Source organism: Streptococcus sp. 22.1 (assembly GCF_016648645.1).
GTDB lineage: Bacteria > Bacillota > Bacilli > Lactobacillales > Streptococcaceae > Streptococcus.
Genome location: NZ_JACLQK010000010.1, coordinates 20,078 through 36,099, shown reverse-complemented (window position 1 = coordinate 36,099; position 16,022 = coordinate 20,078). Strand labels below are relative to the sequence as shown.

Annotated in this window: 10 protein-coding genes; all 10 read left to right on the top strand. The window is 41.6% G+C overall.

The window, feature by feature from the left end:
* Window positions 1–101: 101 nt before the first annotated feature.
* The 10 genes from rimM to H7U04_RS06420 all read left to right on the top strand — a co-directional run bounded on the left by rimM (window position 102) and on the right by H7U04_RS06420 (window position 15,938).
* Complete coding sequence (gene rimM / locus H7U04_RS06465; protein ID WP_060972851.1) at window positions 102–620, top strand: ribosome maturation factor RimM; 519 nt, start codon at window positions 102–104, stop codon at window positions 618–620.
* Complete coding sequence (trmD, locus tag H7U04_RS06460) at window positions 610–1,329, top strand: tRNA (guanosine(37)-N1)-methyltransferase TrmD (RefSeq protein ID WP_064524105.1); 720 nt, start codon at window positions 610–612, stop codon at window positions 1,327–1,329. The genes rimM and trmD overlap by 11 nt, the downstream gene beginning before the upstream one ends.
* A gap of 1 nt (window position 1,330) precedes the next feature.
* Window positions 1,331–2,329 (top strand): NAD(P)/FAD-dependent oxidoreductase, encoded by a 999-nt coding sequence (locus tag H7U04_RS06455; protein ID WP_064524103.1) that lies wholly within the window; start codon window positions 1,331–1,333, stop codon window positions 2,327–2,329.
* Window positions 2,330–2,428: 99 nt separating this feature from the next.
* Window positions 2,429–4,843, top strand: a complete 2,415-nt coding sequence (locus H7U04_RS06450) for a DNA translocase FtsK (protein ID WP_064524101.1) — start codon at window positions 2,429–2,431, stop codon at window positions 4,841–4,843.
* A 214-nt stretch (window positions 4,844–5,057) separates the two neighbouring features.
* Complete coding sequence (pulA, locus tag H7U04_RS06445; RefSeq protein ID WP_110981102.1) at window positions 5,058–7,253, top strand: type I pullulanase; 2,196 nt, start codon at window positions 5,058–5,060, stop codon at window positions 7,251–7,253.
* Between the two features lie 169 nt (window positions 7,254–7,422).
* The gene (gene glgB, locus H7U04_RS06440; protein ID WP_049545333.1) at window positions 7,423–9,303 is read left to right on the top strand and encodes a 1,4-alpha-glucan branching protein GlgB; all 1,881 of its coding nucleotides are present in this window, start codon (window positions 7,423–7,425) and stop codon (window positions 9,301–9,303) included.
* Window positions 9,304–9,493: 190 nt separating this feature from the next.
* Window positions 9,494–10,636, top strand: coding sequence for a glucose-1-phosphate adenylyltransferase (locus H7U04_RS06435; RefSeq protein ID WP_060972856.1), 1,143 nt, complete (start codon window positions 9,494–9,496; stop codon window positions 10,634–10,636).
* Window positions 10,626–11,762, top strand: a complete 1,137-nt coding sequence (glgD, locus tag H7U04_RS06430) for a glucose-1-phosphate adenylyltransferase subunit GlgD (RefSeq protein ID WP_060972857.1) — start codon at window positions 10,626–10,628, stop codon at window positions 11,760–11,762. Before H7U04_RS06435 ends, glgD begins: the two co-directional genes overlap by 11 nt.
* Window positions 11,759–13,189, top strand: coding sequence for a glycogen synthase GlgA (glgA, locus tag H7U04_RS06425; protein ID WP_201059434.1), 1,431 nt, complete (start codon window positions 11,759–11,761; stop codon window positions 13,187–13,189). The genes glgD and glgA overlap by 4 nt, the downstream gene beginning before the upstream one ends.
* A gap of 343 nt (window positions 13,190–13,532) precedes the next feature.
* Window positions 13,533–15,938, top strand: coding sequence for a glycogen/starch/alpha-glucan phosphorylase (locus tag H7U04_RS06420; protein WP_060972859.1), 2,406 nt, complete (start codon window positions 13,533–13,535; stop codon window positions 15,936–15,938).
* Window positions 15,939–16,022 lie beyond the last annotated feature (84 nt).

Genomic DNA, 16,022 nt, shown 5'->3' with positions numbered 1-16,022 from the left:
TGATGTAAAATGTTTGTTTTGTGATGGTTATCAGACGATGCCAAGCAGTTGGTCGAGTCGTGGTTTCATTTGAATAAGAAAACATATAATAAGGAAATTCAATGACATACTATAACGTTGGAAAGATTGTGAATACACAGGGCTTGCAGGGGGAACTTCGTGTTTTGTCTGTAACAGATTTTGCGGATGAGCGTTTTAAGAAGAAGAGTGTCTTAGCCCTTTTTGATGACAAAGACAATTACATCATGGATGTTGAGATTGCGAGTCACCGTAAACATAAAAACTTTGATATCGTTAAGTTTAAGGGGCTTTACCATATCAATGATGTGGAGAAGTATAAGGGTTGTAACCTCAAGATTGCTGAGGAAAACCTAACAGACCTTGATGATGGGGAATTTTACTACCATGAAATCATTGGCCTTGATGTTTACGAAGGTGATACTTTGATTGGTCAGGTCAAAGAGATTCTCCAACCGGGTGCTAATGATGTTTGGGTAGTAAAACGTAAAGGTAAGAAAGATTTGCTCTTGCCATACATCCCACCTGTAGTTCTCGATGTTGATGTTGCAGCTGGTCGTATTGAGGTTGAGCTCATGGAAGGATTAGACGATGAAGATTGATATCTTGACCCTATTTCCAGATATGTTTGCTCCCTTAGAGCATTCCATTGTTGGTAAGGCAAAGGATAAGGGCCTTCTAGAAATCAACTATCACAATTTTCGTGAAAATGCTGAGAAGGCTCGTCACGTAGATGATGAACCTTACGGTGGCGGTCAAGGTATGTTGCTACGTGCCCAGCCAATTTTTGATACCTTTGACAAGTTAGACGTCACAAAACCTCGCGTTATTCTCTTAGATCCTGCGGGTCGTACCTTTGATCAGGCCTATGCAGAAGAATTGGCGCAAGAAGAGGAATTGGTCTTTATCTGTGGTCACTATGAGGGCTATGATGAGCGCATCAAAACCTTAGTGACGGATGAGATTTCCTTGGGAGATTTTGTCTTAACTGGGGGAGAGTTGGCTGCAATGACTATTGTAGATGCGACTGTCCGCTTGATTCCTGAAGTTTTAGGTAAGGAAGCTAGTCATAAGGATGATAGTTTCTCATCAGGGCTTTTGGAATTTCCACAGTACACGCGCCCAGCTGAGTTTCGTGGCATGAAGGTGCCAGATGTTCTCTTGTCAGGGCACCACGTCAATATTCGACGTTGGCGTATGGAACAGAGTTTGCGTAAGACCTGGGAGCGTCGACCAGACCTCTTGGAAAACTATGACTTTACGGATGAAGAACGTCAGATTTTAGAAGATATAAAAGCAGAAGGGAAATAAAATGTCAGAAGAAAAGATTTACGATATTACCATTATCGGTGGTGGGCCAGTAGGACTTTGGGCTGCCTTTTACGCCGGTCTACGTGGTATGACTGTTAATATTATTGAGAGTCTGTCAGAGCTTGGTGGACAACCTGCCGTTCTCTATCCAGAGAAGAAGATCTACGATATTCCAGCCTTTCCGCAAACGACAGGTGCGGAATTGACAGAAAATCTCTTGACTCAACTTAAGCGTTTTGAAGATCGTGTCAGCATTCATTTGAAAGAAGAAGTGCAAACCTTTGAAAAGAAAGAAGGCATCTTCACAATTGCTACTAGTAAGGGCCAACACTTGTCTAAGGCTATCGTCATTGCTTGTGGGAATGGTGCCTTCGCTCCCCGTCCTTTGGGTGTGGACAATGAAGAAGATTATGCGGACAATAACTTGTTCTATAATGTGCATAGTCTTGACCAATTTGCCGGCAAGAAGGTTGTGATTGCTGGTGGTGGAGATTCAGCTGTTGACTGGGCTAATCACTTGGATGGGATTGCTGAGAGCGTGACTTTGATTCACCGTCGTGATGCCTTTCGTGCCCATGAGCATAGTGTAGAGCTTCTTCATCAATCGTCAGTTAATGTGATGACGCCTTATGTGCCACTTGAAATTAAGGGTGAAAATGGTCTTGCCCAAAGTTTGACCGTTCAAAAAGTTAAGTCAGATGAGTTTGTGGAATTACCACTTGATGCCCTTATTGTTAGCTTTGGCTTCTCAACCAACAATAAAAACCTTCGTAACTGGAATGTTGATTACAAACGCTCTAGCGTTACTGTTAATGCGCAGTTTGAAACCTCACAAGAAGGTGTTTATGCTATTGGTGATGCGGCAGAATATGAGGGTAAGATTGATTTGATTGCTGTGGGAATGGGTGAAGCTCCTATCGCTATCAACCAAGCTATCCAATATATTGATCCGGATGGTAAGAATCGTCCGGTTCACTCAACATCATTAATTGAAGAATAATGTCAAAAGAAGGAAAGTCTCAAAAGAATACTTTGTCTTCAAACTAAGGAGAGACCTGTCTCTCTTTTTTCATGTCTAAAAACGTGGTATAATACACCTATGGCTACAACGAAAAAAACGAAAAAAGGGACTGCTTCTAAGAACAGTAAGAAGCGGCTTACAAAAGCAGAATTAGACAGACAGAAGGCGATTAAGCGAATGCTATGGACCTTCTTTTTTGCCTTTGTTTTAATTTTCCCAGTCTTTCGATTGGGTTTCTTTGGGGTTACCCTCTATAATCTCTTTCGAGTATTTGTGGGGAGTATGGCTTATCCTTTAATTTTTGCTATCTATGTTTATCTCTTTGGCTTTAAATGGTTACGTAAACATAGTAACTACGTAACAGGATTTTGGATGATCTTCGCGGGTCTCTTGTTGGAGTTTCACGCCTATCTCTTTAGTCTAGAACGCATGAGTGGTTTGGATATTTTCCCTGGTACCAAGGACTTGCTTTTTGGGGAACTGGTCAGTGTGCAAGTAGCTCGTTTTGCGGGTGGTGGTATGTTAGGGGCTCTCCTATACCAACCGATTTCCTTCCTCTTTTCAAATATCGGTAGCTTCATGATTGGCGTATTGATCATTCTCTTGGGTGCTTTCATTCTTAGCCCTTGGGATGTCTTGGATATCATGGAGTATACTAAGGAAGCTTGGCAGAAAGGGGCTGAGAAGCGTTTGGAACGGACGGCTCAACGTCAGGAAAAGAAGGCAGAACGTCAGGCTCAGAAAGAACGTGAGGCGGAAGAACGTGCCGAAGCTGAGCGTCTGGCTGATTTAACTGTTGACGAGGAGACGGGAGAAATCTTAGATGATGCCGCAGAGGAGTTACCACAAGAAACTGAGATTTTTGCACCTGAACCTGAAATCAGTGATTATGCCTCTGAGGACTACTATGATAATCTCCCTCCAGAGGATTATGAGGATTTCCAAGAAGATTATGCACCTTATCCAGAGGATGTGCCAACCGAGGAGTTTCCGCCATCTATGGTTGTTGAGGGAGATGATGCACCTGTCGAGGTTGATTTCACACCGAAGGAGCTCTTACAGTATAAATTACCTCAGATAGACCTCTTTGCACCTGATAAGCCTAAGAGTCAATCTAAAGAGAAAAACATCGTTCGTAAGAATATTCGAATCTTAGAGGATACTTTCAAGAGTTTCAATATTGACGTCAAGGTTGAGCGAGCCGAAATTGGACCGTCAGTGACCAAGTACGAGGTCAAGCCTGCTGTCGGGGTTCGTGTTAACCGCATTTCAAATCTAGCGGATGACTTGGCTCTGGCTCTAGCTGCGAAAGATGTCCGTATTGAGGCCCCTATTCCTGGAAAATCTTTGGTTGGGATCGAAGTGCCTAACTCTGAGATTGCGACGGTTTCTTTCCGTGAACTTTGGGAACAGTCCAAGACGGATCCTAATAAGCTCTTGGAAGTTCCTCTCGGTAAGGCAGTTGATGGCTCGGCTCGTAGCTTTGATTTGGGACGGATGCCTCACTTGTTGGTGGCTGGGTCAACAGGTTCTGGTAAATCGGTTGCGGTTAACGGAATTATCTCTAGTATTCTTATGAAGGCTCGTCCTGACCAGGTTAAGTTCCTCATGGTCGATCCTAAGATGGTTGAGCTCTCTGTTTACAATGATATTCCTCATCTCCTTATCCCTGTGGTAACTAACCCACGTAAGGCTGCCAAGGCTCTTCAAAAAGTGGTAGATGAGATGGAAAATCGTTACGAACTCTTTAGTAAGTTTGGCGTACGTAACATTGCTGGCTACAATGCCAAGGTTGAAGATTGGAATGCCCAATCCCAAGAAAAACAGATTCCCCTGCCTTTAATTGTGGTTATCGTTGATGAGCTGGCTGACTTGATGATGGTAGCCAGTAAGGAAGTGGAAGATGCCATCATTCGTCTGGGACAAAAAGCGCGTGCTGCGGGAATTCACATGATTCTCGCCACTCAACGTCCGTCGGTTGATGTTATCTCTGGTTTAATTAAGGCCAATGTGCCTTCTCGTGTGGCCTTTGCGGTGTCTTCGGGAACAGATAGTCGTACCATTTTAGATGAAAATGGGGCAGAAAAGCTACTCGGACGTGGGGATATGCTTTTCAAACCGATTGATGAGAACCACCCTGTTCGTCTACAAGGTTCCTTTATTTCTGATGATGACGTGGAACGTATTGTGACCTTTATCAAGGATCAGGCTTCTGCTGACTACGATGAGAGCTTTGACCCTGGTGAAGTTTCTGAGAATGATTTTGGTGGAGGTTCGTCTGCCAATGGTGGTAGCTCAGAAGGAGACCCTCTCTTTGAAGAAGCTAAGGCTTTGGTCCTTGAAACACAAAAAGCCAGTGCTTCCATGATTCAGCGACGTCTGTCAGTTGGTTTCAACCGTGCCACTCGTTTAATGGAAGAATTGGAAGAAGCCGGTGTTATCGGACCGGCTGAAGGCACCAAACCCCGTAAGGTTTTGATGACTCAAGAATAATGAACTGAAAAGAGTCATAAGACTGGTTTTGAAAGGAATTAGAACAGACAAAAGAAATGAGAAAAATGAGTATTTTGCTATTTGTTTTCTCATTCTTTTTTATGTTCAAAATAGACCAAAAAATTGCAAAATATTCCATAAGAACGCTTACAAAACGAACTTTTTCTGCTATAATAGGAGAAAAAGTGAGTAATAAAAACTAAGGAGTTAAAAAATGGACAATTTATTAACCGTTCATTTTCATAGTATGCATGGCGACTATTCCCGATATAGTATGTGGAAGTGGCTAGATGGTTATTGGGGCGAAGAGGCCCATTTTTCACGTGAGGATGATTTTGGCCTTGTTGGTCAGGTTACTTCTCCCTCCAATCGTTTTATTGATTCTGTCAATCTTTTGGTCAAAACGGAAGACTGGTCGAGGCAAACACATGATTATCGTGTCCGACGCTTCCTAGGGGATGCTCCCAATGCTATTTGGATAGTTGAAGGTGATCCAACGGTTTATTATTCTAAACAGGCAGCCTTGACTAGCCATAGTTTTGAAGGTCGCGACCAGCATGCCTTTGATATGGCTCTTCGTAGACAGGAATTTGATCAAAAGTGGGGTTTTCAAGGTTGGTTAGGGCATAAGTATGAAAAAGGGGCTACAGAGTTTCGCCTTTGGTCACCACTAGCTCGTCGTGTGCAGCTCTTACTTTTTAAAAAGGGCAGTAAAAATCCTAAGGTCATTAAGATGAGCCGAGGAACCAGTGTCAATAAGGATCGTCATGAGATGAATACTCACGGTGTTTGGAGTACCACTGTCAAAAAGGATTTGGATGGGGTAGCCTACCAGTTTCGTGTTTATCATGAGGAAAGCTTCTATCAGGATACGAGAGACCCTTATAGCATCGCCCTTAGCTTAGATAATAAAAAAAGTTTAGTGGTCGATCCTAAGCGACTTGTACCAAGAGGGTATGAAAAGGTTACGAAGCAAAAAGCGAGCTGGCGTAATGAAAATGCTTGCTCATCCGTTATCTGTGAAATGCACCTCCGTGATTTCTCAATCTCAGAGACGTCTGGTGTTAAGAAGTCCTATAGAGGGACATACCTGGGTGCCTGTCAGAAAGGGACTAAAAATGCCCAAGGAGATGTGACTGGTTTTGATTACCTCAAACGCATGGGTTACAATTATGTCCAGTTGCAACCGGTCTTTGATCACCATAAAACCTACGATAAAGATGGGAAGCTTCTCTATAACTGGGGGTATGATCCTGAGAATTATAATGTCCCAGATCGTCAATTTGCTGCTGATCAAAAGAATCCCGTGGCACCAATTTTAGAGCTTAAGAAGATGATTCAGGCCTACCATGAGGCAGGCATTGGGGTCATCATGGATGTGGTTTATAACCATACTTACTCTTCTTACAGCTCTCCCTTCCAACTGTCTGTGCCGGCCTATTACTACCGTATGCATGACAATGGGTCTTTCCAAGACGGGTCAGGATGTGGAAATGAAACAGCCAGTGAAAAGGAAATGTACCGTAAGTATATGATTGATTCTTTGACCTATTGGGCAGAAGAATTTGGAGTGGATGGTTTCCGTTTTGACCTTATGGGTTTGCATGATGTTGCTACTATGAATGCCATTCGTTCGGCCATGGATGATATTGATCCTAGGATTCTTCTATATGGTGAAGGATGGGATATGGGAATTGGTCTTCCTGTGGATCAAAAGGGCAAGAAGGATAATGCAGCCTTGATGCCTAGAATCGGATTTTTCAATGACAATGCGCGTGACGCCGTTAAAGGGGCAGAAGTCTATGGACACATCAGTAACGGTTATGTGTCTGGAGCCCCATTGGAAGACCAGATCGCCAAGAGTCTGCTTGGTAGCCGTGGTTTTGTAAACTACCTCATGCCGGGTCAGGTTCTCAACTATATTGAAGCTCATGACAATTACAATTTGAATGATCTTATGCATCATTTGCATCCACATGATTCGCCAGAAGATATTGAAAAACGTATCTACTTGGCAAATGCTCTTAATCTAAGTATGCAAGGGATGTGTTTCATGCAGTTGGGACAAGAATTCCAGCGTAGTAAGATGGTTGCAACAGGTGAAGACGGAAACTACACGGAATCGGATGTTAAGCGTGCCATGAATAGCTACAATGCTCCTGATGCCGTTAATCAGGTGGATTGGAATCAAGTGACCCTTAAGAAAGACTTGGTTGCTAAAGTTGCCAAATTAATTGAGCGTAAGCAAACCGTACCAGAATTGTCATATCGTTCATATGCAGATATTTACGATAATCTCTATGTCGCAAAAGCGGAGTACGATTCAGGTATTGTTGAATTGCACATTTCTGGAAAATTACGTAAGACTTTTGTGTTCAATAATATGAAAAAAGATTTGGAGATTTACTGACAAGGCAGTCAAAAAATGTTATAATACAGGAAACGCTTACACAAGCAGTTTTATTCGCTTGTGAGCCCTATCAATCTGAAGGGTTTTCTAGTGTATTTACATATATTTCAATGTTTTAATTTCTTGATAGTTAGATCTATCAAGGCTAGTTTTAGAAAGGAGTGATGGTATGAATCTCGATGAAGCCATGTACACGTTTGGAACAGGTGAGAACTTCCACCTTCAGAATTATCTGGGTGTGCATGAATTGGAGGGAGAAGAAGGATTTGTCTTCCGTGTGTGGGCCCCTCATGCTGAGCAGATTCAGGTAATTGGAGATTTCACAGGTTGGTTTGATGAACCTCTGGATATGACCAAAAACCATATCGGTGTTTGGGAGGTAAGTTCAGCCCTCCCTCAAGAAGGACAACTCTATAAGTTCTTGGTGAAACGTAAGGGAGGTCAAGTCGTCGAAAAGATGGATCCTTTCGCTACTTACTTGGAACCACGTCCAGGAACAGGAGCTGTGATTCGTAAGAAGAAAACTAAGAAGTGGAAGGATGGCCTTTGGATGGGTCGTCGTAAACGCTTTGGTTTCCAAAAACGTCCGGTTAATATCTATGAAGCTCATGCATCATCTTGGAAACTAAAAGAGGATGGTCAACCTTATACTTTCAAAGAATTGAAAGAAGAGTTGATTCCATATTTGGTTGAGATGAACTATACCCACGTGGAATTCATGCCACTCATGGCTCACCCTCTTGGGATGAGTTGGGGTTACCAGCTCATGGGTTACTTTGCTTTTGAGCATACCTATGGTACACCAGAAGATTTTCAAGATTTTGTTGAAGCATGTCACCAGAATAATATCGGTGTCTTGGTAGACTGGGTCCCAGGTCACTATACACAGAATGACGATGCTTTAGCCTACTTTGATGGTACACCAACTTTCGAATATCAGGATCACGATCGAGCTCATAACTATCGTTGGGGAGCGTTGAACTTTGACTTAGGAAAAAATCAAGTACAGTCTTTCCTTATTTCAAGTGCTCTTTACTGGATTGAAAATTATCATATCGATGGTATCCGAGTGGATGCAGTTTCAAACATGCTCTATTTGGACTATGATGAGGGTCCATGGATGCCAAACAAGGACGGTGGTAACCGTAACTTGGAAGGCTATGGCTTCCTTCAAAAACTCAATCGTGAGATTAAAAAACGCTATCCAGATGTCATGATGGTTGCGGAAGAATCAACTGCAGCAACACCAATTACACAACCGATTGAAGAGGGTGGACTAGGTTTCGACTTCAAATGGAATATGGGTTGGATGAACGATATCCTCAAATTCTACGAAGAAGATCCAGTTTACCGTCAGTATGATTTCAATCTGATGACCTTTAGTTTCATGTATTGCTTCAATGAAAACTATGTTCTGCCATTCTCACATGATGAAGTAGTTCATGGTAAGAAGAGTATGATGCATAAGATGTGGGGGGATCGCTACAATCAGTTTGCTGGCCTACGTAACCTCTATACTTATCAACTCTGTCACCCAGGTAAGAAATTGCTCTTCATGGGATCTGAATTTGGTCAGTTCTTAGAGTGGAAATTTGATTACCAACTTGAATGGAATAATCTTGAAGATGAGATGAACCAGAAGATGCAGGCTTTCACTAGCCATATGAATGGTTTCTACAAGGACCATAAATCTCTCTGGCAGATTGATGATTCTTACGATGGTATTGAAATCATTGACGCGGATAACCGTGCTGAAAGTGTGCTTTCCTTCATTCGTAAGGATGACAAAGGCGATAAGGGTGACTTTCTTGTCTGTGTCTTCAACCTAGCTCCAGTGGAACGTCAAGACTTCACTATTGGATTGCCAGTCGCTGGTATTTATCAAGAAGTGCTTAACACTGAGATGGAAGAATTCGGTGGTGTCTGGAAAAAAGGAAATCCTGAAACTCGTACCCAAAAGGCGAAATGGAAGGATTATGAAAATACCCTTAGCTTCACATTGCCAGCTCTTGGAGCAAGTATCTGGCGTGTTAAACGTCGCTTGAAATAAAGGGTAGACTTAAACGTGTACACGATTTGTTTTTCAGTGGTGATAGCAAGGAAATCACGGTTGAAAGAAGCTGTTTGATGCCCAAACTATTGCCACACTGAGGAACTTACTTTAATTGTCATAATCAGTTTCGACTGATTGTTTCACATCCTTTTGAGGATGGAACTAAAAATCATGAGGGGGACTATTCATGAAAAATGAAATGTTGGCTTTGATCCTTGCTGGTGGGCAAGGAACTCGTCTTGGAAAATTGACCCAAAGTATTGCCAAACCAGCTGTTCAATTTGGTGGACGCTATCGTATTATTGATTTTGGTTTGTCAAATTGTGCCAATTCAGGAATTAACAATGTAGGTGTCATTACACAGTATCAGCCACTTGCTTTGAACAATCATATCGGTAATGGTTCAAGTTGGGGCTTGGATGGTGTTAACTCTGGTGTATCAATTCTTCAACCTTACTCAGCTAGTGAAGGTAATCGTTGGTTTGAAGGTACTAGCCACGCTATTTATCAAAACATTGACTATATCGATAGCATCAATCCTGAATATGTTTTGATTTTATCTGGTGACCATATTTACAAGATGGACTATGACGATATGCTCCAATCTCACAAGGACAACAACGCAAGTCTTACTGTCGCCGTTCTTGATGTGCCACTTAAAGAAGCTAGCCGTTTCGGTATCATGAACACTGATGCTAATAACCGTATTGTTGAGTTCGAAGAAAAACCTGAAAATCCTAAATCTACGAAAGCATCAATGGGTATTTACATCTTTGACTGGAAACGTCTTCGCAATATGTTAGTTTCAGCTGAAAAGAGCGCAGTTGATATGTCAGACTTTGGTAAGAACGTTATCCCAGCTTATCTTGAAACAGGTGAAAGCGTCTTTGCTTATGAATTTGAAGGCTATTGGAAAGACGTAGGTACTATCGAATCCCTTTGGGAAGCAAATATGGAGTATATCTCTCCTGAAAATGCTTTGGATAGCCGTAACCGTCAATGGAAAATTTATTCACGTAACATGATTGCTCCACCAAACTTCTTGGGTGAGCATGCTCATGTTGAAGATTCACTTGTTGTTGATGGTTGTTTGGTTGATGGAACTGTTAAACATTCTGTGCTTGCAACAAATACACAAATTCGTGAGGGGGCAGTCGTTGAAGATTCAGTGATTATGAGTGGTGCAGTTATTGGTAAAGGCGCAAAAATTAAACGTGCTATTATCGGTGAAGGGGCACACGTTTCCGATGGTGTGGAAATTGACGGTACAGAAGAAGTGCAAGTCGTAGGATACAATGAAGTAGTGGGGGTACCAAAAGATGAAGATTGATAAATATTCTGCAATTCTAGGAAATACCGTAGGGTTCCATGACATGGATGGTTTGACTGAACACCGTCCTATTGCCAGCCTACCATTTGGTGGAAAATATCGCCTCATCGACTTCCCATTGTCTAACTTGGCTAACGCTGGTATCCGTAGCGTCTTCGGTATCTTCCAAAACGAAAACATCAGTTCTGTCTTCGACCACATTCGTTCAGGTCGTGAGTGGGGCTTGTCAACACTCCTCAGCCACTACTACCTTGGTATTTACAACACCCCAGTTGAAAGTTCAACGGTTGATAAAGAATACTATAGTCAAATCTTGACTTACCTTAAACGTTCAGGGTCAGACCAAACGGTAGCGCTTAACAGTGATGTTTTGGTCAACATTGATCTTAACCAAGTCTTGCACCTTCACAATTCAACAAGACAAAAAATTACTGTTGTCTACAAAAAACTTCCTAAAGAACAAATCTCAGATGTAAACAGTGTTTTAGAAATTGATGAATCTGACAAAGTGCTTAGCCATGAGCTCTTCCAAGGTGGAGACAAAGAAGCCTACAACATGTCAACAGACATCTTCGTTGTGGATACTCCATATTTGATTGAAAAATTGGAAGAAGAAGCAGCTAAAGAAGAACCACGTAAACTTCGTTATGTGCTTCGTGATTTGGCAGTTTCTGAAAATGGTTTTGCCTACGAATACACTGGTTACCTTTCAAATATTCACTCAGTTAAAGCATACTTTGATGCTAACTTGGATATGTTGGAATCAGAAAAATTCTATAAACTTTTTGCACCAAACCAAAAAGTTTATACAAAAGTTAAAAATGAAGAGCCAACATACTATGCAGCTTCTTCTGAAGTTAAAGTGTCTCAGTTTGCATCAGGTTCTATTGTACGTGGTAAAGTGGAACACTCAGTGGTTTCACGTAATGTAGATTTGGCAGAGGGTTCAAGCGTGAGCTACTCAGTTCTCTTCCCACGTGTTACAGTTGGTAAAGGCGCTACAGTTGAGTATGCGATTGTGGATAAAGGTGTTGAAATCGCTGAAGGTGTTACTATTCGCGGTACAGAAAACAACCCAGTTGTCATCAAAAAAGGTAGCGTTGTAACAGAGGATATTGTACGATGAAAATTTTATTTGTAGCTGCTGAAGGTGCACCTTTCGCTAAGACTGGTGGTTTGGGTGACGTTATCGGTGCTCTTCCTAAATCTCTAGTCAAAAATGGTCACGAAGTTGCCGTCATTCTCCCATATTATGATGTGGTATCGGCTAAGTTTGGCGATCAGGTTGAAGACCTTGGCTTCTTCTATACAAATGTTGGTTGGCGTCGTCAATATGTCGGCATCAAGAAAATTGTACGTGATGGTGTGACCTTCTTCTTCATTGATAATGAACAGTATTTCAAACGTGGTACGGTATACGGTGAGTGGGATGATGGTGAGCGTTTTGGCTTCTTCCAAATGGCTGCCCTTGAGTTGATGGAAAAAGTGGACTTTATTCCAGATATTCTCCATGTTCATGACTACCACACAGCCATGATTCCATTCCTTCTTAAGGAAAAATACCATTGGATTCAAGCTTACCAAGGTATTAAGACAGTCTTCACTATCCATAATATTGAGTTCCAAGGTCAATTTGACAGTGGTATGCTTTGGGAAATCTTTGGTGTTGGTTACGAGCGTTATGCTGATGGTACTCTCCGTTGGAATGACTGCCTCAACTGGATGAAAGCAGCTGTTCTTTACGCAGACCGTGTAACAACAGTTTCTCCATCATACGCTAGTGAAATTCAAACACCTGAATTTGGTAAAGGTCTTGATCAAATCATGCGCATGGAATCTGGTAAGTTGTCTGGTATTGTTAATGGTATCGATACGGACCTCCTTGATCCAGAAACAGATGCTCACATTCCTTATCATTTCTCAGTGGATGATTTGTCAGGTAAAGCCAAAGACAAGGCAGCTCTTCAAGAACGTGTTGGTCTCCCAGTTCGTGAAGACGTTCCATTGATTGGTATTGTGTCACGTTTGACTGACCAAAAAGGTTTCGATTTGGTTGTCAACGAACTTCACAACATCTTGCAACATGATGTTCAGATTGTTCTTTTGGGTACTGGTTACAGCGACTATGAGAATTCTTTCTCTTGGTTCGGTCACGCTTACCCAGAAAAAATGTCTGCCAACATTACTTTCAACCTAGAGTTGGCTCAACAAATTTATGCTGGTTGTGACATTTTCCTTATGCCTTCAGCCTTTGAACCATGTGGCCTCTCTCAAATGATGTCTATGCGTTATGGTACCTTGCCAGTGGTTAGCGAGGTTGGTGGTCTTCGTGATACTGTTGAACCATACAACCCTGTGACAGGCTCAGGTACAGGATTCTCATTTGGTAACTTCTCAGGTTACTGGATGGTTCAAACCCTTGAAAAAGCTCTCGATGTTTACGAAAAGAATGCTGATGCTTGGAAACAACTCCAGCACAATGCTATGACACGTGACTTCTCATGGGATACAGCAAGTTTGGCATATGTTGATTTGTACAAACAATTAGTATAATTGCAAAGATAACTTTTCTCGCAAGGGAAAAGTTATCTTCGTGTAAAGCGTTTGAAAACGCTTCTATATAATCTTGACAAAAGTCAGGATAGCATCTCTCAATCTTGCTGATAAAGCAATGAAAGAGAAGATATCTAAAAATCTGAATAGAAGACTAACTCTAATCATGTTATAATAAACCTGACTGTTTTGACAGTTTTGTAAATAAAGATTTTGAAATATCTGTTTCGAATCTTGATTGGCAAGGTTTGGAAGTTTGAGGAAAATTTCCAATTCCCTCTTATCTGAATATTCACTCTATAAGATGTGTATCAAAGGTATAGAAGTATAAGAAAGGATTTCTATGCAAGTCGAAAATTTAACAAAAGAACAATTTATCCGTGATTTTAAAGACACGCTCCATCATGAGCAGTTGATTAAAGTGGCTAAGGCTACACCAACTGAAATTTTCACAGCCTTGGCTGGTTTGATTCGTAAGTATTACACTGACACATGGATTGAACGTAACCATGCGCTTTCAGACAATCAAGAAAAGATTGCTTTCTACTTCTCAATCGAATTCCTTCCAGGTCGTATGTTGGAAACTAACCTCCTCAACCTTGGTATTCTTGACCTTGTTAAAGAAGGTTTCGCAGAACTTGACATCGACTTCCGTGAAGTAGTAGAAGCTGAGCATGATATGGCACTTGGTAACGGCGGTCTTGGTCGTTTGGCTGCTGCCTTCATGGATTCGCTTGCAACTACTGGTTATCCAGGTTTTGGTAATGGTCTTCGTTACCGTTATGGACTGTTCAAACAACGTATTGTTGACGGTTACCAAGTAGAGCTACCAGATGGTTGGTTTGGTTCAACAGGAAATGTTTGGGAAACGCGTAAAGACCATGATATTGTCTATGTAAAACTCTTTGGTGATGTTGTCCTTGAAAGTGACGAAGATGGTCGTTTTGTTCCAACTTATAAGAATGCTCAAGTTCTTCGTGCTGTGCCTTACGATGTGCCACAAATCGGTTATCAAAATGGTGTGATTAACAACCTTCGTCTTTGGGATGTTGAAATTCCTGAAGAATACGAATTGGATTACCCTACTCTTGAAGCTCGACGTCGTGTGAAAGATATTACAGCCATTCTTTATCCAGATGATACAACGATTGAAGGTAAAGAATTGCGTTTGGTTCAGGAATACTTCATGACAAGTGCAGGTCTCCAAACCATTATCAAATCATACCTCAAGATGGGCTTGCCATTGAAAGATATCCACGAAAAGGTATCTGTTCACATCAATGATACTCACCCTGCGGTTGCACCAGCTGAATTCATGCGTCTCCTCCTTGATGAATACGGTCTTTCATGGGAAGATGCTTGGAATGCGACTGTTAAGACCATGAGCTACACTAACCACACTATTCTTCAAGAAGCCCTTGAAAAATGGGATCAACAGCTCTTCAAACGTGTTCTTCCACGTGTTTACCAAATCATCTTGGAAATAGATAACCGTTATGTAGCTGCAATGGCTGGACGTGGTGTTGCTGCAGATGTTATCGAACGCACTCGTATCGTGAAGGATAACCAAGTGCATATGGCTAACTTGGCGATTATTGGTGGTCACTCAGTCAACGGGGTTGCCAAACTCCACACAGAACTTCTTAAAGAAGATACCCTTCACGATTTCTATACTATTTATCCTGAAAAATTCAATAACAAGACAAATGGTATCGTTCAACGTCGTTGGACACAAATTGCAGCTCCAGAACTTTCAGCAGCAATTGATGACGTGATTGGTGACGGTTGGCGTAACGATATCCATGAGCTTGAAAACCTTACAACTTACTTGGATGACAAGGAAGTCTTGAACCAGTTCTATCAAGTTAAGAAGACTGCTAAACAACGTTTGGCAGACTATATCAAGGAAACAACAGGTGTAGAAGTGTCTACAGATGCTATCTTTGATGTTCAAGTAAAACGTCTTCACGCTTACAAACGTCAATTGCTTAACCTTCTTCACATCATCAAGCTTTATTGGGATCTTAAAGATAATCCAGATAAAGACATGGTACCTCGTGTATTCATCTTTGGTGCCAAAGCTGCCCCTGGTTATCACTTCGCAAAATCAGTTATTAAACTCATCAACGAAGTTGCCAATCTTGTTAACAATGATGAAAGCCTTCAAGGAAAACTTAAAGTTGTCTTCCTTGAAAACTACCGTGTCAGTCTTGCGGAACTTATCATTCCAGCAGCTGATGTCTCTGAGCAAATCTCATTGGCTTCTAAAGAAGCATCTGGTACATCAAACATGAAATTCATGATGACTGGTGCTATTACCTTGGCAACACTTGACGGTGCCAACATTGAAATCAAGGATGAAGTAGGCGATGAGAATGTTGTCATCTTTGGTATGGACAAGGACGAAGTTTATGAACACTATGCACGTCACGATTACTACTCTCGTGCAGTTTATGAGAATAACCAAGTCGTTCGTCGTGTCGTTGATACCTTTGTTAACGGTACGATTCCAAATGCTCAAGCTGAAGGTACTGAAATCTATGAAGCCCTCATCACCCACAACGATGAGTACTTCCTCTTGGAAGACTTCGCCGCTTATGTAGAAGCTCAAGAGAAAATCGATGCGCTTTATCGTGATCATGACAAGTGGGCACGCATGAGCTTGGCAAATATTGCTAAATCTCATAAGTTCACTTCAGATGATACGATTACAGAATACGCTAAAGAAATTTGGGAATTGAAAAAATAAGCGATAGCTTATGAATCACAAAAAGACAAAGGCTAGAAATGGTCGTTGTCTTTTTATTTTTTTAGAAGAGGGGTGTCATAGACA